The organism is Lysinibacillus sp. C5.1 (assembly GCF_016350185.1).
GTDB classification, from domain to species: Bacteria; Bacillota; Bacilli; order Bacillales_A; family Planococcaceae; genus Lysinibacillus; species Lysinibacillus sphaericus.
In genome coordinates this window covers 3900177-3920248 of the sequence record NZ_CP066226.1, presented here as the reverse complement: position 1 = coordinate 3920248, position 20072 = coordinate 3900177, and the positions used below count along the sequence as shown (strand labels likewise).

Here is a 20072-nt window from a genome sequence, read left to right as displayed (position 1 = left end):
TTATTGATGTTATTTCGATTCTTTTACATAAGGAATGTAGTTTGATAGTATTTTTGCCATATGTGCACGTGTCGCGTTGTTACTTGGCATGAATTTGCCATTTGAACCGCTAGCAATCTTTAAATCTTGCATAAGCGCGATAGCATTTTGTGTTTCTTCATTATATTTAGAAATATCGTTGAAATCAGCCGTTAAACCAGTTTTTGCATCATGTTGTAAGTTATAGGCACGTGCAAACATTAATGCAAGTTGAGAGCGTGTTACTTTTGCAGTAGGGTTGAACTTGCCATTTTGACCTTGTACAATGCCAGCTTCTGCAAGTGCTGTAATCTCTTTTTGAGTCGCTGCTTCTAAACTAGTAATATCAGAGAATGTTGTTGCACCTTTTGCTTCTAGCTTTAAGACACGCGCAATAAATGATGCAGCTTGTGCACGAGTTAAGTTTGCATTCGGCGAATATGTTGTTGCCGATGTACCTTGTGTTAAATCACGATAGTAAAGATCACGCACGTAACCTTCTGTTTCAGAACCTTTAGCAATATCCGTAAATGGAATTGTCGCGATAATGCGTCCTTCCACTTTAGCGTCTACTGTTTTAAGTGAATTTAAGTGATCGATGAACATTTCAAAGTCTACTGTACCAGGTTCACTTACACGGCCGTCTGCATAAGCTTTTGCAAGTGTTTCGTAGCCATCGCCACCTTTAGCAGTGAACGTATTTGTAGCACCTTTATAGTAAGCTGCTTTATCAAGTTCTTTACCGTTTAGTTTAATGGATTGAACACGTTTGCCAGCAGGTGCTTTTCCATCAAATTCTACTTCTAGACCAGAGAAGTGTAGGAAGCCACCTGATTCTTTCGGGAACTCTTTTACGCTATGTTCAGCAATTTCATAGAGTTCAGCACCTGTTAATTTTACGATACCAAGTGCATTACCGAAAGGCATTACCGTCATTACTTCACCAACAGTGATATCTCCTGCATCAATGCTCGCACGGATACCGCCACCATTTTGGAATGCGAATTGTACTTCTGGATCAATTTTTTTAGCGCCAGCTAGCATACCATCCGCAATAACGTTGCCTAGATTTGTTTCACCAGCACGAACGCCCCAAAGTCCACGTTTGCCATCAAGTACTGAAACAGCTGTATTGCCTGTTGATTGTTGCTTAACTGCTGCAATTTTTTCAGTATAAGGCGCTAATAGTTTTGTTGCATCAGCATCTGCCGCTACAGGATTTTCTTTATTATTTAAAGCATGTAATTGGCCGAAGTATTCAACAACAGCACCGTTATCGTCAAACGTTAAATCTAGCTCACCTAAGTTTTCACTATATTGTCCTGTTTGAACAATAATTGTCGGATTTTTAAATGAAGTATCTGCTTTCACAGCTTTATCTAATTTTGTATGTGTATGTCCACCTACAATGACATCGATACCTTCTACTGCTGATGCTAGTAGTTTATCATTATCCCAATCAGCAGAATCGTCATAGCCTATATGAGTAAGCGCAACAATTTTATTGACGCCTTGTTTTTCAAATTCAGCTACTGCTTTTTTTGCAGAGTCGATATAGTTTGCAAATTGTACGTTTGCTACGCTTGAAATAGATGGCGTTTCCTCTGTCGTTAAACCGAAAATACCAACTTTTTCACCGTCAATATCTTTAATTATGCCGTTATAGATTTTACCGTTTTGGAAGTCTTTTGTTACTGTTTGGAATTGTAAGCCATCAAATAATGGGTCTTTTGAGAAGTCGAGGTTGCCTCCAAGTAATGGGAATTCAGCACCTTTAACAAATTTTGCAAGAGCAGCATGACCTTCTGGGCTTGACCCTAAATCGAACTCATGGTTACCAAATGTCATCGCATCGTAACCCATTAGGTTCATTAACTTCATTTCTACTTCTCCAGTAAATTCGTTGAAGTAAAGCGTACCAGTTAATGCGTCACCTGCATCTAATAGAAGTGAATTTGGATTTGCTGCACGTAACTCTTTAATTTTTGTTGTACGTTGCGGAGCATATTCAGCGTGCGAATGTGTATCATTGGAATGTAAAATTGTTAAATTAAAGCCTTCCTTTGTAGCAGCTGGTGCTGTTTCTGCTGCATGTGCCGCAAAGCCTGGTGAAGCTAGTAAACTGGCAGCTAGAGTTGTTGCTGCAATACTTTTAACCCATTTCATATAATGAATTCCTCCCTCATGTATATGTCAGATGACTGACAATTTACTCTATTCTAACATGAAAGAAATCCATCGTCATTACCAATATTGGAAAAATCAATATTAAAATTATTGTAAAAAATAGGTGAAGTAATTATTAATTCATAAATTCATATTCTAATTTGAAATAAATATTAAAAATGGATATTTTTATTTATGGAACTTTTCCATAAAAAATAGCACAAACCTTGAGCAGGTTTGTACTACGATGAGGTTGCTATGATTCGTCTTTCACTAAAATGAGCTTATTTAAAAATGGGTGTTCAAATTCTAATTGGATAGCATGTAGTTCATAGTCACCACTTGCCGTTTCACGTGCACCGTACATTGTATCGCCAATAATAGGATGACCGATATGCGCCAAATGTACACGAATTTGATGTGTACGACCTGTTTCTAGTACAAGGTGGACAACACAAGAATGTTTATAGCGTGCTACAACTTCATAGTGTGTGACGGCATGTTGACCTGTCATTGAAACGACGCGTCGTGTTGGGTGATGACGATCTTTCCCAATAGATTCAGCAATCGTACCAGATGTGGAGCGAAGATTGCCTTGTACCTCGGCAGCATACGTACGAATAATCGTCTTTTCTTCAATCATCCGATCAAAAATGGATTTGGCTAAAGGATGTTTTGCAACTAATAACAAACCTTCAGTGCCCTTATCTAGACGATGTACATGCTCTGCATAGTGAAGGCCTTGCTCTTTCATATGAGCCATTACATGGTTCATACAAGTATGTGTATCGTAGTCATCATTTGGATGGGTGGACATACCCTTTGGTTTAGAGACAATTAAACAGTGATCATCTTCATAAACAACGTCAATTGCACAAACAGGTGTTGGTTTATAGTTAGAAGCTGGGATTGGGAATGTAAATTTTAACATGGTTCCTGCTGGAAGTGGCTCCTTCCAAAGTAAGGGCTCGCCATCTATTGTTGTGACAGCCTTTGCCATACGTAATTCATGTACTAGCTTTTTTCCCAGTCGCCAATGATTTCGCAAAAGCTCCTCAACTGTGATATTACTGTCTTTTATTTCATATTGAAACATCGATTTTCCTCCGTGGAATAGGGTCTATTTAGATACCCTTGTTTTTGATACAAAAAAATCCGCTCCATTTCCGCAGGTGATTCACACGAAACAAATGTTAAAGCCGCTAGATAATCTAGCTTGAATCGCAGTCCCGCAGGCATAGCGCGAATTTTCTTATGTTGTTCTGTCTTTTAAACAATATACTTACATGAAAGAGAGCTTTACTTTGCTTTAGAAGCCTTTAGTAAATAGAAGCTAGCTCCTGCAATTAAAATAAATGCAGTTAGGGCCAGAAACGGGATTGTAATGAACCCAAGCCAGTTTATGTATTGACCTGTACAAGATACGGCACCACAAGATGGGGCAGATGCAGCTAAAAAGCTTAGTTTCTGAATACCATAATGATAAAGTGATACTGTACCCCCCATTATAGCAAAGACGGCTGTTGTTACCGCAATACGTGTATTTTTTTGAATAAGGGCTATAGTAGTCATGATTACAATTGGATACATAAATATACGTTGAATCCAACACATTTTACAAGGCTCGTAATGACGAATTTCAGAAAAATATAAAGAACCGAGTGTTGCAACGACGGACACTATCCAAATAAATAATAAACTATTTTCCTCTTTTTTAGACATATCAAAACTCCCTTTATTATAACGCTGTACTTGTTAAGATTATATGTGTTTTGAATTTAGAAGTAAAATGTTTCAATTATAACCAGCCAATACGCTCATAGCATTCCAAAATCTGTTGGAAATTCAGTCTAAAGTATGAATGGCTCAGGCAGACACCTGCGACTTGGAAATGTTATCATTACTAGTAGTAATGCCAATAAAAAGAGGTGTTTTTGTGAGAGAGAACGAGCACTCCAATATTAGTATTTTAAAGGAAATTGCTGAGTTATTGAACGAAGAAACAGAAATCGTCACAACATTAAAAGGCGCACTAGTAAAGTTTTTAAATGGCACAAATTTTGAAACAGGCTGGATATTCTTTATTGACGAAAAGGGACGATCAGAGCTCGTTGTCCATGAAAATTTACCAGAGGCACTTGAATATAAAAATTGTCACTATTTAAAAAAGGGAGGTTGTTGGTGTGTCTCCCGCTATCGCAATGAGGAGTTAAAAAAGGCTTCGAACATTATTGAATGTCAACGTATCGAAAGTGCAATTGCTGCGAATGTTGGCGATCACGATGGCATCACACATCATGCAACAGTACCTCTTCAATCGGGGCAGGAACGTTTTGGTGTCTTGAATGTAGCGTCCAAAAATACAGTGCGTTTTTCAGAGGAGGAACTTGCTTTACTTGAATCAGTTGCCTTTCAAATGGGCTCGGCCATTAAACGGATATTATTGACAAAGCAAGAGCAGGAAATGGCACTTGTGAAAGAACGTAACCGATTAGCACGTGACTTACATGATTCTGTCAACCAGCTATTATTTTCCGTGACATTAACGGCGAGGGCTGGCATTGAAATGAGTAACGATAGTGAAGTAAAGGAAACGTTTAAGGAAATTCAACATTTAACACAAGATGCTTTAACTGAAATGCGTGCACTAATATGGCAGCTACGACCAAAAGGCTTGGAAAATGGGTTATTAGAAGCGATAAAAGTGTATGCAGAAATGCTTGGCTTAAAGCTTCATGTTACCGTATCGGGCGTACTACAATTTCCATCTCGTATTGAAGAAACATTATTTCGTGTGGCACAAGAGGCACTTAATAATGTTCGTCGCCACGCTGGAGTACTTGAGGCGGCACTTTATATTACTGTCACAGCTACGGATATATTATTAGTTATTCGTGATGAGGGACGAGGCTTTGTGATTGATCATGATACTAAGCTTCTATCTATGGGCTTACAATCGATAAAGGATCGGGCTAAATCGGTAGGAGGTACTGCTGACTGGGTAAGCGAAATTGGCAAGGGAACTGAACTGCTAATTCGTTTACCGTATTGAGGGGGGAACGACAATGATTCGTGTACTAATTGCAGATGACCATCATGTAGTCCGACGAGGATTATTATTTTTTTTAAAGACACAGAAAGATATTGAAGTGGTAGGGGAAGCGAAAAATGGTGTGGAAGCGGTCGCACTTGCTGAAAGTATACAGCCGGATATTATATTAATGGATTTAGTAATGCCAGAAATGGATGGTATTCAAGCAACAAAACGTATAAAAGCTAAGTTTCCACAAATTGAAATTTTAATGTTGACGAGTTTTTCTGACCGAGATCATGTTGTACCAGCTATGGAAGCTGGAGCGGCAGGATATCAGCTAAAGGACATTGAACCCGATGAATTAGTATTATCAATTCGTCGCATTATGCAAGGGGAACATACTTTGCACCCAGAAGCAACATCGACGCTTGAAATGGATCGACAACAATCAGAAAATGCACTACATGTGTTAAATCCACTAACCCCGCGTGAGCAAGATGTACTTGCTGAACTTACGAAGGGAAAAAGCAATCGAGAAATTGCATCATCTTTATTCGTTACGGAAAAAACAGTGAAAACACATATTTCAAATATTTTTACGAAACTACAAGTACAAGATCGGACGCAGGCTGCGCTATATGCAGTAAAGCATGGATTGACAGAGGGCAGTGGTCAGTAGAATAACCCGAAATGGGACAAAAGCGAAAAAGTGTTAGATTGATTAAAGGCAATCTAACACTTTTTGTTATGTGCATTTTGCAAAGATTCACCATGTCGTTCATATAAGTTTATTGATTATGACTAAATAATTTGTTCGACATTTCTTGCAATGTAGTACTCGGCGTAAGGGCCAAGTCTTCATTTAATTTTTGTTCGTAGGTTAAAAAAACAGAGTGAGCCTGTTTTTGCATTCCTGCATCAATCAACAGTTTTAAGTATTGTTCGATTTTATAATCATTATAAGGGTCGAACTCTAATAAGCGATTCAGATAATCTATGGCCACTTCTGTTTCATTCATTATGCTAATTTGAAAGCCTTTTTCCAATAACTCTATGTAGGATTTAGTTAGCTTATCTCTGTCTGCAGTAGCCCATTCATAATCATCAAAAATGAGTAGCCCATCTTTATAAATGGCAAGGCATTGATTGATTAATGACAGAGGGGGGCAATCTAACTTCTTGAAATCACTAAAATAATCTTGGAAGTCATATAAATCACACATGATATTCGGTTTTTCAAAAACATAATACTTATTTGAAAATATAATACAATTGGAATATCCCATATTATTTAACGTTTTCCTTAAATAGGATAAGGCTGTATGCAAATTCGATTTTGCGCGAACATAATCTAAATTTGGCCAAAGAATTTCAATGAGAACATCCCGATGAATGGGCATGTTTGGATGTAATATGAAATAAGCAAATAATTCCTTTGTTTTTTCTGTTTTGAAGGAAACGAGACTATTGTTGCTATAGGTAGCGAATTGATTAAAGCATTGGACGTTTAACGTAGTATTAGAAGTTTGATGTACCAACTGTTGCATAGAAAATTCATGTTCAATACGTGATACGGTTTTTTCTAATCGTGCTAGGCTAATCGGTTTAAGTAAATAATCAAGTCCTCCAATTTCATATGCTTGTATGGCAAAATCTGAATACGAAGTAATAAAGATAACAATTACATGTGGTCGATTGCTTTTGATAATATCAGCAACTTCAAGCCCATTCAGTTCATCAAGCTTTATTTCTAAAAATATGACTTCAAAGTCCAGTGATGGAAGGCTATTTAAAAATAGCTTTACACTAGTGAAGGTTTTAGTAACCTCTATTTGTTGAAAGTTTTGTAGCTTATTTTGAAAATAGTGTAAAGCTAGAGGTTCTTTGTCTATTAAAACGGCTCGAATCACATCAAAATCTCCTTTATACAATTAAATTGAAAACCATTAAACTCTAGTTCATTGTTTTTGAAAAGGTCTCCCCCTTATTAGAGGATAGAAGTTTTTTATGTACTGTTAAGAGAATTGAAATAATTGTATAAGCGTTTATAATTAAACTATTTTGAAAAAATAAAAATATAATAGTTAAACTAGAAATTTGATTGAAGGGTTAAAGTTTGTTTTTTTTCTTATTTTATAAAACCTTTTTAATGCTTGTATTATGTAATAGCCGTTATTATAGTACATTTGACTTAAAGAAAACTCAAAAGGTACTTAAAAAATACTTAAAAATAATAGGATATAAGTAATTGAAAATTACTTTGTTGTGGAAAAGTAGTGTGTGATTTAAAAAAATGTACAAAGTTGAGGGATTGAAGAAATGAAAGTAGATCGTTTACTCACGATGACAATGATTTTAATTAATCGTAAAAAAGTAAAAGCACAGGAATTAGCCGAGTTATTTGACGTATCTGTTCGAACCATTTATCGGGATGTCGAAACCCTGAGCTGTGCGGGGGTTCCAATCTTAAGCCAACAAGGGGTTAATGGCGGAATAAGTTTAATGGAAGGCTATCGAATGGATAAACAAGTATTAACAAAAGAAGAGCTAACCTCTCTTTCAATTGCTCTTAAAAGTGCTTTAACCTCCTATGAGGATGCCCATGCTAAAGCTGTTTTAGAAAAGTTAACAGGCGTAGCAGATGAGCAAGTAAAACAATCAATTGATCATTTTTTTATTGACCTTAGTCCATGGGGACAAAATATACTATTAAAAGAACAAATCACATTATTGAAAAATGCAATCGAGAGCGAGCGTTGTGTAAGCTTCTTGTATTCGACTACGTATGGTACGATGACCAATCGAATAATAGAGCCGCACACTTTAGTCCAAAAAGGAAAGATGTGGTATATTTACGGCTATTGCACATTAAGAAACGGTTTTCGTCTATTCAAAATATCAAGAATGAAACAAATGAAAGAGGAGCATCGCAGCTTTGAACGAAAGGAAGTACATTTATCTGACCTTCCGTGGGATAAAGCATGGCAACAACCAGAAAATTTAGTAGAACTCACACTGTCATTTGATGCACAGATTTTAACATTGATTGAAGAAACATTTGGGGTGGAACAGATAGATTATGAAAGGTCCATCGTGCATGTTGCATTGCCGGAAGATGAATGGCTCTATGGCTTTTTGCTGAGCTTTGGTAATCGAATAAAGCTTCTTGACCCACCTTATTTAGTTGATATCGTGCAAAAACGGGCACAAGAAATAGTCGAAATATATACAGCAAACAATAGGTAAAATCATTTTTGTCCATTCAATAGATGACATACAGATGTCAAGTTTGCTTTGTTATAGTAATAACAAATTAAACGAAGGGTGGACGTAAACTATGCAAAGTTATTGCCAAAGCTGTGGGATGCCATTAGTGCATGAAAAATTATTTGGAACAGAAAAAGAGGGGCAAGTTTGTCGGGACTATTGCACATATTGTTACGAATTAGGAGCGTTTAAACAGCCGAATGTAACGATCCATGAAATGATTGACATATGTGTACCTCATTTAAAGGAAGAAGGGATGGCAGAAGAAGAAGCACGACAAATGTTAGCTTCCTTTTTACCACGTTTAAAAAGATGGAGAACAGATACTGGAAAACAACCTGTGATGAAAGAAAAACAAAGCTTTCATATCGCTGGGATTTCAGCAAAAACGAATAATGCGAACGAAATCACAGCACAAGCGAAAATACCACAATTATGGACCACTTATTACCAGCAAGATATTGCAGGTCAACTACCAAGTCCACAAAACAATGCCGGCATGTATGGGTTGTATTCAGATTACGAAACAGATGTGAACGGAGAATATACACTTACGCTTGGAGTGGAGGTATCGGCTGACGTTGAAGTTCCAACAGGTATGGTCATAAAAACAATTCCCGCATCCAAATATTTAGTGTTCACTTCAGAAAAAGGGCTAATGCCTGATATTGTAATACAGGCTTGGCAAGATATTTGGGCTTGGTTTGCCAATACTACGGAAGTAGAACGAACGTATAGTGGAGACTTTGAATTGTATGATGAACGATGTGCCCAGCCCCATGAGGCACAGGTGGATATTTATATTGCAATTAAGTAAATACAATACTGCTAGTTAAAACGCGAGTGACATAATACAACAAAGCCAGTACCTACCATCAAATGGTAGGTGACTGGCTTTTGCTTGTTGGAGGTAGTTCTTCGATATGTGGTTCAATATGCACAAGCACCTGACAAAAGCGGTTTTCGCGCATAATGGTATGTTCAATTTCCTCTGTAATACGATGACTTTCAAAGACGTTTAAATAAGGATCGACAGTCACTGTTACATCGATAAAGTACATATTCCCATGCGCACGCCCTTTGAAATCTAAAAGCTCAATAACGCCACTAACATTGCGAATTAATACCGATAATGTCTCGACTTCATCAATATCAAAGGCATCAGTAAGACTTTGAACCGCTTCCCAAAATATTTCTACAGCAGTTTTAATTATTAGAAAAGCTACAACAAGGGCTGTTAATGTATCAATAATCGGAAAGCCAAAAATTGCTCCGAATATCCCGATGGCTGTGCCGATACTGACCAGCGCATCCGAGCGATTATCATAGGCAGCAGCTTTTACAGCCGCACTTCGTATTTTTTTTGCCAGTGCTAAATTATAACGATAGACAACATACATGACGGCTGCACTTCCGATTGCCACAAATGCTGTTAACAAAGATGGTGTTGTGCCAGATGGCTCCCATAGTCCTTGTAAAGAAGCAATTAAAACTTGTAAGCCGACGATTAGCATAATAAATGAGGCAACGAGTGACGCAACAGTTTCAGCTCGTAAATGACCATATTGGTGATTTGAATCTGGTGGTCTTTGAGCAATGCGTAAGCCGATTAAAACGGCAATGGATGCGATGATATCCGTTGTATTGTTTAATCCATCTGCTTTTAAAGCTTCTGATGTTCCGATATAGCCAATTGTGAGTTTTACTGAGCTCAGTATTAAGTAAGTGGCAATTGATAGCCAAGCTCCTTTTTCCCCTTGACGTAAATTTGTATAGAGCTCCATTTTGTTTCCTCCTCGCAAAACTTTCGGGCATTATAAAACGACCCCCTTATATGAAAGGGAGTCGTTTTGCATTTTTATTTATCGTCTTTCGATTCTTCGATTTCATTTGTTAAATCAAGTTCAGGTAATTTCAGAACTTCTAAGTATAATATGTGGTGACCATCTAATTCTTTTGCTGTAAATTCATAACCTTGCTCTTCAATGCTATCACCTTCGATTGCATCAAAACGCTTTGTCATGAACCAACCACCAATCGTATCGATATCATCATCTTCTATGTCAGTACCTAGCATATCATTGACATTTTCTAGTAGCATTTTTGCATCTAAAATAAAATGATTTTCTGCAATTTCCTGTACTTCTGGAATTTCATCTTCATCAAACTCATCTTGAATATCCCCGACAATTTCCTCGATAATATCTTCAATGGTTACAAGACCTGATGTACCACCATACTCATCCATTAAAATAGCCATATGAATACGTTCACGTTGAATCTTGAGTAACAATCCGTTAATTTGCGTAGTTTCCATCACGCGAATAATCGGTTGCATATAGTCAATTACTAGTTTATCGCCATTTGCAGGATCTTTAATATAAGCAGTTAATAAGTGCTTCATATTCACTAATCCAATAATATGGTCTTTATCCCCGTCGATAATTGGATAACGAGTATATTGCTCCACACCCATTAAATCAAATACTTCTTTAATCGTAAGTTCTTTCTCAATTCCGACGATTTCAGTACGTGGCACCATGATTTCTTTTGCAAGACGATCTGAGAACTCGAAGATACTGTTAACATATTCATATTCTGCGTTATTAATTTCTCCACCTTTTAAACTATCTGACAAAATCATGCGCAATTCTTCTTCAGTATGTGCAACTTCTGATTCTGACATCATTTTAAGACCGAATAGACCTGTTAAACCACGTGCAGAGCCATTCAATAATTTAATGATTGGATAAGTAATGTTGTGGAATAAAATTAATGCACCAGAAAAGTGTAATGTTACAAATTCTGCTTTTTGGATGGCTAAAGTTTTTGGCGCCAATTCCCCAATAACTACATGCATAAACGTTACGATTGAGAATGCAAGTATAAATGAAAGGATAGATGTTATGCTACCGCTCAGATTTAGAAACTCGAACACTGGATGTAAAATGATTTCAAATGTAGGCTCACCTAGCCAACCCAGTCCAAGTGCTGTAATGGTAATACCTAATTGACATGCAGATAAGTATTCGTCTAAATCCGATACAACACGTTTTGCATTTTTCGCTTTTTTATGTCCTTCTGCGAGTAATTGATCGATGCGGGTAGTTCTCACTTTTACGATTGCAAATTCAGTTGCAACGAAAAATCCTGTCATTATAATTAGTAGGGCGAATGCCGCCAACCTAATGGTTATTTCCAATATGTCTCCGTCCAAATAATTCCTTTGTCCCCGCCCAAATGAGGGAAGTAAACAAAGTGTACACCTCCTATGATTTAAAAAATTGTTGGATGTTTTAATCATAAGTTATTTGTAACTAAAACACAAATATTGACAACGACTTTTTTATACTATTTTAAGATGGATTTGCTTATAAAGAAAACGGATACTTTCAGATGACAAATGATTGAAAATCAATAGGCATTATGCTAACTTTAAATGGAGCAAGGATAGTTTGTTTAGAGAAAGAAGCATTTGCATCTCATATAAAACGACACGTCAAAAATCTCAAGAGAGCTTTACTTGCGGATTTTTTTAAATGAATTATTTTAATATGCAACAAAAAAAGGTTGTCTCATATGAGGCAACCTTTTTTGCGCGAACGAGAAGCACATAAATGGACACTTTTGTAATATGTATTTCTAAATAGGGCAATCATTTTTTACTGTTGGAAGCGCAACTTTAGACAAGCCTTTTCCACATCATGAACAGATTCTTTTAAAGGGATCGCGTCTAAGTATGTGGAGATGGTGATAGGAGCCTTTTCGGTTAGTCCTTGTTGTGTTAGGACATAATGTTTCCCATTGTAAGATAAGTATAGATGTTTAATGGAACGTTTTCCTAGTGCACTAGGAGATTCGAAAATAGCTTTTAGCTGGCTACAATACTCACTGTAAAAATTACTACTATATCCAGATAGTGCTTCGAATTTTTTACTATCGATTGAACTGGACTCATCGACTAACTCGAAAATTTTTGCGGAAAATTCCGAAAAAAGTTCCTTTACTTTAGCACGAATTAACGCTTTTGAATTATAGTTATTTAAGTCATCAGAAAGTGCGACTTTACTCATTGAAATAGCCTCCTGCATATAAAACATTTAGAATTAAATTCATTTATTAAATGTATAAGAAAAATACAGGAATATCAATATAAACAGACACTTTTCGTATAATAGCAGTGGTTTTAATAGTAAAAATTAGGCGTTTTTAATTATGCAAAGGCAAAAAAATATTGGTTTTTTTAGTCATAAATATGGAAGAGCATTAACTCATGAATCATTTTTTTAACATCTTCTTCATGTGGAGGAATAGGACCAATCCATTGGATGACGCCATCCTTTAAATATTCTGCCGCGTAACGTTCACGTTGATAGAAAAAGGAAATGGCCCATCCAGGAAGCTGTGTATTTTCAAATAAAGGTTTAAAGCTAAAATGCTGAATCATATACAAACCCCATTTCTAATGATATGTATTTAATATTATTCAAGGATAGTGGTAATATTGCAACTAAACAATATCGGATGATGTTTTGATAGGAACAATTATGCTTTGTCGTAATAAAATGGAGGGTATTTCTTTCGTTGGATTTCATTGCTCTGCTATAATGAGTGCAATAGGCGACAAATTACGCCAAATGTGAATACGATTGAAATGAGAGGATGCTAATGGACAATTTTTTAGTGACATTATTATTTATGGCAATTATCGGCGCCGCAATCGGTGGTATAACAAATCATCTAGCGATTAAAATGCTTTTTCGACCGCACGAAGCAATTTATATTAAAAATTGGCGCGTACCATTTACACCGGGTCTTATTCCAAAAAGACGTGATGAACTAGCGAAACAATTAGGTCTTACAGTTGTAAATTATTTATTAACACCTGAGACGTTTAGAAAGAAATTTTTCTCTAAAGATATTCAAGATAAAGTTGAACAATTTGCACAAGTAAAAGTTGAAGAGACATTTTTCACGAACGATAAAACCATTCAGGACTGGCTAGATTTAGCTGGCTTCTCTGATATGCCTGCCACTATTGAACAAAAAGTTGAACGAATTGTAGCGGGACAATTTGAATCAGTAAAGAATACATTATCCACGAGATCAATTCGTACACTGTTATCGGAGGACATCCAAAATACAATTGATGCTAAAATTCCATTAGCAGTGGGACATATTTTAGAGAAGGGTGAGGAGTATTTTTTATCACCCGCAGGCGAGATGACGATAAAAGCAATGATTGATGACTTTTTATCGTCAAAAGGGTCATTTGGCGGTATGATTAATATGTTTTTAGGGGATTCCTCCTCACTTGTCGGCAAAGTACAACGCGAGCTTGTAAAGTTTTTACAAGCCCCAGGGACAACATCGCTGCTGACAAACATTTTTACACAAGAATGGGAAAAGTTAAAAGACCGACCGGCTATGGATTATTTAGGGGATATTGACTTTGAACCGATATTGGCAAATTTACAAAGCTATGTAAAAGATCAATTAGCAGTAGCAGAACGCTTACAGCATCCTATTTCTTATTATTGGCCAACAGGTAGTTCTTGGATGAGGGAAACGGTAATACCTCAAGTAATTGATAAAGCATTTGTTAGAGCGGAAGAGAAATTAGAAGATGTACTAAAACGTTTAAATTTACAAGAAGTAGTTCGTGAACAAGTGGATTCGTTCCCAGTATCGAAACTAGAAGAGCTTGTACTTGGTATTTCCAAGCGTGAATTTAAAATGATTACAGTGCTAGGTGCAGTTCTTGGTGGTTTAATTGGTGTTGTGCAAGGTTTAATTGTTTACTTGATTTAGAAAGGGGAAATAAGAATGGTTAATATTTATAATGAAATTAATGCTTTGGAGGCTACTTTCCGTAAAACAGAGGAATTTAAAGCATTGGAAGCAGCGGTCGCTGTAGTGAAGGCAGATGAAGATGCGATAAAGTTATTCCAAAACTTCCGTAAAATTCAGGTGGATTTACAGAAAAAACAAATGGCTGGTGAGGATTTACAAGAAGATGAACTGATTTATGCACAAAAAACTGCTCAGCTTGCGCAACAAAATGAGAAAATTGTAGCGATGCTTGAGGCAGAGATGAAGCTAAGTGGTGTAATCGAAGAAGTAAATCGCATTTTAGTAAAACCGATACAGTCGTTGTATGAAGGTATGTAAGTAAGTCAAAAACTATAGTAGCTGAAAATAGTTGTCGATAGACTGTTACATGTTGCGACGAATAAATAAACGGTTATTTGCACATATAACAAAGTAAGTAGGAAAACGTGTCTCGGCTATTCGAGACACGTTTTCACTTTAGTTAACCGTAGCTTATATTTTGGAGGGATTGTCATGCATGTTTTAATTGAATGGGCTTATAAAACACCAAAGGGTGCGGGAACAGTATTAAGGTCAGAGGAAATGCCAGCAGCACAAGCTTTATTGTTGGCAGAAGATATGGAACGGACTGGACGTGTCAAATCACTACAATTTATTGACCGACAGAATACGAACTGGTCTATCAAGGAGCTCAAGGCTTATTTAAAAGAAGTTGAAACAGAACCTCATAACATTACTGTTTATTTTGATGGAGGCTTTGACCGTGCAACGAGACAATCTGGTCTTGGTTGTGCCATTTATTATGAGCAAAATGGTAAGCCATATAGGTTAAGAAAAAATGCATTTTCTGCTGAACTGAAATCAAATAATGAGGCAGAATATGCCGCGCTATATTTAGGTTTAGTAGAGCTTGAATTATTAAATGCTCATCATCTACCGATACAGATTGTAGGTGATTCGCAAGTAGTTATTAATCAGCTAACTGGCGAGTGGCCAGCTTTGGAAAAGGATTTGTCAGATTGGGCGGATAAGATCGATGCAAAACTAAGCGAGCTTGGCCTACAAGCAAACTATCAACTAATTTCCAGAAAAGAAAATACTGAAGCGGACAGATTGGCTACACAAGCATTAAACGGTATTGATATTACAGGGTTGAGTGAAATGATAAAGGAATAATACACGAACGTGAGGTGTCAAACTAATGATAGCTCCTAAGACTGAAGATAAGGTCAAAGAAATTTGAAATTGTCTTCAGTCTTTTTATTGACCATACATATTAGATTTCGTGATGTTTTGCGGTAGGAGTCTTTGTGCTTACTTGTCCTATACGAGCTGTTTATTTGTTATATACTTCGGATACTTTTTGGCGAATTGCTGTAAAGTTTGCTTGAAAGGAAATGTATGCATAAAGTTATGAGCTAAACGTAATTCATCACAATAGAGAAGGGTATGGCGAAAATGTTGTTGAATAAAGTTTCGGGCGTGTTTATAATGCTCGTTGATAGAGATAGCCCCGTACATTTCTTGTTGATTGATAAGATAAATCAAATCACAAAGAACTTTTTGCCCACGATATTTCAGTAATATGGTTACATACAAAGTCTTTTCATCACAGCGTTGTAAATCAAAATGATGGAAAGCTACTTCTAATTGCTCAATGAAGTTAGAAACAGGAGAATACTTGCCTTTAACTAAAACCACTATCAACACCACCTTTTTTAAATTATAAGTAATATTATTTTATATGTCTATAATTAGACGGAATATTCTGTCATTATGGTAGTTTTGCTTATCATGAATAAAATTTGTTAAACTATTGAGGCAATCCATTTATTGAACAGAGTACACTGGAATATTGAAAGAAGAGAGCGAAAACGATGAAAATTATTCAAATAGATCAAAAGTATCCTGAAGATTGGATTCGCGTTTTAAATCATATTGCGAATTTATTTTTTGAGGATTCGAAGTTGAGTACAAATGCACAAGAAGCGGAGATGTCAGTTGCATTCAGTTACCGCGTTGATGCTAATTTTACTGTCTATACAAGCGCGGTATTAGAGGTTGATGATAAACGCTATACAAATGATTACCATATTGAATATGCGACAGAAGCTGTTGGACGTGAGCAAAATATTCGTATGAAACGTGCATTATCGCATGTATTTTTAGATGTGCTTGAGCAACATACGGGGATGCATCAACAATGGGGTATTTTAACAGGTGTCCGTCCTACAAAGCTCTATCACAAATTCCGTAAAGCTGGTATGGATGACGCAGCGATTGCAGAAGTGTTAATTCGTGATTTTCGATTGTCAGAGGAAAAGGTAGCATTGTTGAAAAACATTGTTGAACGACAGTTAGTTACAATTCCTGACTTAGACCATATCGGAAAAGAGATTAGCGTTTATATTGGCATTCCGTTCTGCCCAACCAAATGCGCTTATTGTACCTTCCCGGCCTATGCAATTGGTAGTAACCGTAAGCAAGGGCGCGTGACCACGTTTTTAGATGGACTACACATCGAATTACGTGAAATGGGTAAATGGCTGACAGAAAATAACATGAAAATAACTTCTATTTATTGGGGCGGGGGTACACCAACTTCAATCGAAGCACATGAAATGGATGCATTATATCAAACGATGTATGACTCTTTCCCACATCCTGAAACGATTCGTGAGGTAACAGTTGAAGCCGGTCGTCCGGATACGATTACACCAGAAAAATTAGCTGTTTTAAAAAAATGGGGCATTGATCGAATTAGTGTTAATCCGCAGTCTTATACAGATGAAACACTAAAGGCAATTGGACGTCATCATACGGTACAAGAAACGGTTGATAAGTTTTGGTTAGCACGTGAATCCGGTATGAATAATATTAATATGGATTTAATTATTGGCTTGCCGAATGAAGGGACAGAGGAGTTCCGACATTCTTTAGAGGAATCAGCAAAAATGCAACCAGAGTCGTTAACTGTCCACACGCTATCCTTTAAACGTGCTTCAGAAATGACGCGTAATAAAGATAAATATAAAGTAGCTGATCGCGATACGGTAGCAAAAATGATGCAGATGGCACAAGTGTGGACGAAGGAAAATGATTATGTTCCCTATTATCTATACCGTCAAAAAAATATTTTAGGTAATTTAGAAAATGTAGGCTATAGTAAAGCAGGCGAAGAAAGCATTTATAATATTGTCATTATGGAGGAAGTGCAGACGATTTTAGGGATTGGCTGTGGGGCATCTTCTAAATTTGTTCACCCTGAGACAGGGAAGATTACACAGTTCCATAATCCAAAAGATCCGGCGGCTTATATTATGACGTTTGAAGAAGCCATAGGTAAAAAAATCGAGCTATTAAATGATTTATATCATGCATAAAGAGCAAAGTGTTAGATTGATCGTGAGAATCTAACACTTTTGCTGTTTTAATGTCTACGAATCGCCATAAAGGCAGGACAAATCGCCACAAAACCTTCCTCTAGCTTTTGAATTTATTGTCATTATACTGATTTGTAAGCGCTTAACATTTGGTATTCTATAGGATTATCTGACTGCTAAGAACGAGGTAAATATGAACAGAGTGGGGGGATAAGATGAAAGTCATTATTTGTCCAGATTCTTATAAAGGTACTTTATCTGCATTTGAGGTTGCAAAGGCAATGCAGGCAGGGGTCTTGGATGTAAATCAAGCAATTGAGACAGTTATTTTACCAGTAGCGGATGGAGGAGAGGGTACATTAGAATCACTTATTGCTTCAACGGGCGGGAGATATATTTCAGCAAGTGTACTTGATCCGCTAGGCAGAATGATTAAAGCAAACTATGGAGTGCTTGGGGATGAAGAAACCTGTGTTATTGAGATGGCACAAGCTTCGGGTATTATGCTGTTGCAGGATAGCGAAAAAAATCCTGAGCTAGCATCAACGTATGGCACAGGGCAGTTAATTAAGGCTGCACTGGATAAAGGTTTTCGTCAGTTTATTATCGGTATTGGTGGCAGTGCAACAAACGATGCTGGTATCGGTCTATTACAGGCACTTGGGCTGCAATTTAGGAAAGGTGATGGTTCATCCATTGCTAATGGCGTGTCGGGATTACTAGATTTAGCATCCATTGATAGTAGTCAACTCGATGTACGATTGTCTGAGGCAACATTTACTATTGCCTGTGATGTGGATAATCCTTTGATTGGAGAGCGCGGAGCTACAGCAATTTTTGGCCCGCAAAAGGGTGTAAAAGAGCATGAAATTGCTTTATTCGATGAGTGTTTAAAACGATTTGCAGATATTGTGGAAAGACAATTTCACATTCGTTTACACGATTATAAAGGAGCTGGTGCCGCAGGAGGCGTTGGTGGTGCATTAATGGCCTTTTTAAATGGCACTTTCCAAGCAGGCATAGATATTGTGTTAGAGGCAGTACAGTTAAAAAGGCATTTGATAGGCGCTCAAATAGTTATTACTGGTGAGGGCAAATCGGATCGTCAAACATTACATGGAAAGGCGCCATTGGGGATAGCGCTAGCTGCAAAATCAACAAATGCTCATGTTGTGCTATTGTCTGGTGCTATTGATGAAAAGGATAAGCCTGCTTTGCTTGATTTTTTTACCGTTGTGGAATCACTAGTAGATGAATCCACTACTGTTGTGCAGGCAATGCAAGAACCATATCGTTTCATTCGCATGAAAACAAAACAACTAGTAGCGCATTACGTGAAAAATTGAGTGCCAGTCACGCAAACAATTATGATGTTTGTAGGAGCGAGAACTTGCTCAAAAAGCTATGCTAACTATTTTGAAAATATGCTAAAATAAGCGATATGAATGCTTTTTGTTCAAGTAGAAAAGAAGCTAGGAGCTGACACTATGTCAATTAATACAATTATTTTTGATTTGGATGATACTTTGTTATGGGACAAAAAATCTGTTAAAACAGCTTTTGAAAAAACATGTGAATATGCAGCGACAATACATAATGTGGATTCAGCAGCATTAGAGGAAGCCGTACGCAAAGAAGCACGTGCACTTTATGAAGGCTACGAAACATATGATTATACAGTATTAATCGGTATTAACCCTTTTGAAGGGCTTTGGGGAACATTTGATGACCCTACTGATTCTTTTCAAAAAATGAAAAAACTTGTGCCAGGTTATCGTACTGAAGCATGGACAAAGGGTTTAGCGGCACTTGGTATTGACGATGCAAAGTTAGGTGCTGAACTAGGAGAACGCTTTGTAGCCGAACGCAAAGTTTCACCTTTTTTATATGAAGATACTTTTACCGTTTTAGATGAGCTAAAAGGCAAATATCAACTGATATTACTAACGAACGGTGCACCAAGTTTACAAAATTTAAAACTTGAAATTACACCTGAAATCGCACCGTACTTCGACCATATCATTATTTCTGGTGATTTTGGTAAAGGAAAACCAGATGCCTCTATTTTTGAGCATGTGATGGAAACGGCGGGCATTACTGCTAGCGATGCTATTATGGTTGGCGATAACTTAAATACGGATATTTTAGGCTCTTCTCGCGTGGGTATGCGCAATGTCTGGATTAACCGTGAAAACAACAAACTAACTGGGAATGTAACACCAACTTTTGAGGTAGATTCGTTAACAGCCTTATTAAAGCTTGTACAAGAGCTTTAATATCTTTACTATTTTTTAAGTACTGATTCTTAAATGGTCAGTACTTTTTTTATGCAAACATATTGATGTCTAGTAATTTAAATTGTCTGAAAACTA

Annotated in this window: 19 protein-coding genes; 10 read left to right on the top strand and 9 right to left on the bottom strand. The window is 36.9% G+C overall.

The window, feature by feature from the left end; genetic code table 11:
• Positions 1 to 9 precede the first annotated feature (9 nt).
• The 3 genes from I5435_RS19145 to I5435_RS19135 form a co-directional block, all read right to left on the bottom strand.
• The gene (locus I5435_RS19145) at positions 10 to 2184 is read right to left on the bottom strand and encodes a 5'-nucleotidase C-terminal domain-containing protein (protein WP_337982787.1); all 2175 of its coding nucleotides are present in this window, start codon (positions 2182 to 2184) and stop codon (positions 10 to 12) included.
• Between the two features lie 256 nt (positions 2185 to 2440).
• The gene (locus I5435_RS19140) at positions 2441 to 3280 is read right to left on the bottom strand and encodes an RluA family pseudouridine synthase (RefSeq protein ID WP_229387706.1); all 840 of its coding nucleotides are present in this window, start codon (positions 3278 to 3280) and stop codon (positions 2441 to 2443) included.
• 203 nt (positions 3281 to 3483) lie between these two features.
• Positions 3484 to 3906 (bottom strand): disulfide oxidoreductase, encoded by a 423-nt coding sequence (locus I5435_RS19135; protein ID WP_025220530.1) that lies wholly within the window; start codon positions 3904 to 3906, stop codon positions 3484 to 3486.
• A gap of 214 nt (positions 3907 to 4120) precedes the next feature.
• On the opposite strand from I5435_RS19135, the gene I5435_RS19130 reads away from it, so the two are divergent.
• Both I5435_RS19130 and I5435_RS19125 read left to right on the top strand, forming a co-directional pair.
• On the top strand, positions 4121 to 5236 hold the full coding sequence (locus I5435_RS19130) for a GAF domain-containing sensor histidine kinase (protein WP_024362329.1): 1116 nt from the start codon (positions 4121 to 4123) through the stop codon (positions 5234 to 5236).
• A 13-nt stretch (positions 5237 to 5249) separates the two neighbouring features.
• The gene (locus tag I5435_RS19125) at positions 5250 to 5897 is read left to right on the top strand and encodes a response regulator (protein ID WP_024362328.1); all 648 of its coding nucleotides are present in this window, start codon (positions 5250 to 5252) and stop codon (positions 5895 to 5897) included.
• 109 nt (positions 5898 to 6006) lie between these two features.
• On the opposite strand, the gene I5435_RS19120 is transcribed toward I5435_RS19125, so the two are convergent.
• Positions 6007 to 7128 carry a response regulator gene (locus I5435_RS19120; protein ID WP_024362327.1) on the bottom strand — a complete coding sequence of 374 codons (1122 nt, stop codon included), beginning with the start codon at positions 7126 to 7128 and terminating at the stop codon, positions 6007 to 6009.
• 409 nt (positions 7129 to 7537) lie between these two features.
• On the opposite strand from I5435_RS19120, the gene I5435_RS19115 reads away from it, so the two are divergent.
• Both I5435_RS19115 and I5435_RS19110 read left to right on the top strand, forming a co-directional pair.
• Positions 7538 to 8464: a helix-turn-helix transcriptional regulator gene (locus I5435_RS19115; RefSeq protein ID WP_337982786.1), complete on the top strand. Its 927-nt coding sequence runs from the start codon at positions 7538 to 7540 to the stop codon at positions 8462 to 8464.
• A 91-nt stretch (positions 8465 to 8555) separates the two neighbouring features.
• A complete protein-coding gene (locus I5435_RS19110; protein WP_024362325.1) occupies positions 8556 to 9302 on the top strand; it encodes an effector binding domain-containing protein in 747 nt (248 codons plus the stop codon).
• A 58-nt stretch (positions 9303 to 9360) separates the two neighbouring features.
• Here I5435_RS19110 and I5435_RS19105 read toward each other — a convergent pair whose 3' ends face one another.
• The 4 genes from I5435_RS19105 to I5435_RS19090 all read right to left on the bottom strand — a co-directional run bounded on the left by I5435_RS19105 (position 9361) and on the right by I5435_RS19090 (position 12932).
• Positions 9361 to 10269, bottom strand: coding sequence for a cation diffusion facilitator family transporter (locus I5435_RS19105; protein ID WP_024362324.1), 909 nt, complete (start codon positions 10267 to 10269; stop codon positions 9361 to 9363).
• Between the two features lie 74 nt (positions 10270 to 10343).
• A complete protein-coding gene (locus I5435_RS19100) occupies positions 10344 to 11687 on the bottom strand; it encodes a hemolysin family protein (protein WP_255313809.1) in 1344 nt (447 codons plus the stop codon).
• A 460-nt stretch (positions 11688 to 12147) separates the two neighbouring features.
• Positions 12148 to 12558, bottom strand: a complete 411-nt coding sequence (locus I5435_RS19095; RefSeq protein ID WP_024362322.1) for a hypothetical protein — start codon at positions 12556 to 12558, stop codon at positions 12148 to 12150.
• 170 nt (positions 12559 to 12728) lie between these two features.
• Entirely contained in the window at positions 12729 to 12932 is a 204-nt protein-coding gene (locus I5435_RS19090) for a YheE family protein (RefSeq protein WP_024362321.1), read from the bottom strand.
• A 221-nt stretch (positions 12933 to 13153) separates the two neighbouring features.
• Here I5435_RS19090 and I5435_RS19085 point away from each other — a divergent pair, with 221 nt between their 5' ends.
• The 3 genes from I5435_RS19085 to I5435_RS19075 all read left to right on the top strand — a co-directional run bounded on the left by I5435_RS19085 (position 13154) and on the right by I5435_RS19075 (position 15493).
• Positions 13154 to 14296 (top strand): DUF445 domain-containing protein, encoded by a 1143-nt coding sequence (locus tag I5435_RS19085; RefSeq protein ID WP_337982785.1) that lies wholly within the window; start codon positions 13154 to 13156, stop codon positions 14294 to 14296.
• 15 nt (positions 14297 to 14311) lie between these two features.
• Entirely contained in the window at positions 14312 to 14656 is a 345-nt protein-coding gene (locus tag I5435_RS19080; RefSeq protein WP_024362319.1) for a YlbF family regulator, read from the top strand.
• Between the two features lie 174 nt (positions 14657 to 14830).
• Complete coding sequence (locus tag I5435_RS19075) at positions 14831 to 15493, top strand: ribonuclease H family protein (RefSeq protein ID WP_258843130.1); 663 nt, start codon at positions 14831 to 14833, stop codon at positions 15491 to 15493.
• Positions 15494 to 15640: 147 nt separating this feature from the next.
• On the opposite strand, the gene I5435_RS19070 is transcribed toward I5435_RS19075, so the two are convergent.
• Positions 15641 to 16018, bottom strand: a complete 378-nt coding sequence (locus I5435_RS19070; RefSeq protein WP_337982784.1) for a hypothetical protein — start codon at positions 16016 to 16018, stop codon at positions 15641 to 15643.
• 176 nt (positions 16019 to 16194) lie between these two features.
• On the opposite strand from I5435_RS19070, the gene I5435_RS19065 reads away from it, so the two are divergent.
• From I5435_RS19065 to I5435_RS19055, 3 genes are all read left to right on the top strand, one after another.
• Positions 16195 to 17700: a coproporphyrinogen III oxidase gene (locus I5435_RS19065; RefSeq protein WP_337982783.1), complete on the top strand. Its 1506-nt coding sequence runs from the start codon at positions 16195 to 16197 to the stop codon at positions 17698 to 17700.
• A 215-nt stretch (positions 17701 to 17915) separates the two neighbouring features.
• Complete coding sequence (locus I5435_RS19060; RefSeq protein ID WP_337982782.1) at positions 17916 to 19046, top strand: glycerate kinase; 1131 nt, start codon at positions 17916 to 17918, stop codon at positions 19044 to 19046.
• Positions 19047 to 19187: 141 nt separating this feature from the next.
• Entirely contained in the window at positions 19188 to 19976 is a 789-nt protein-coding gene (locus tag I5435_RS19055; protein WP_231785072.1) for an HAD family hydrolase, read from the top strand.
• The last annotated feature ends 96 nt before the right edge of the window (positions 19977 to 20072 follow it).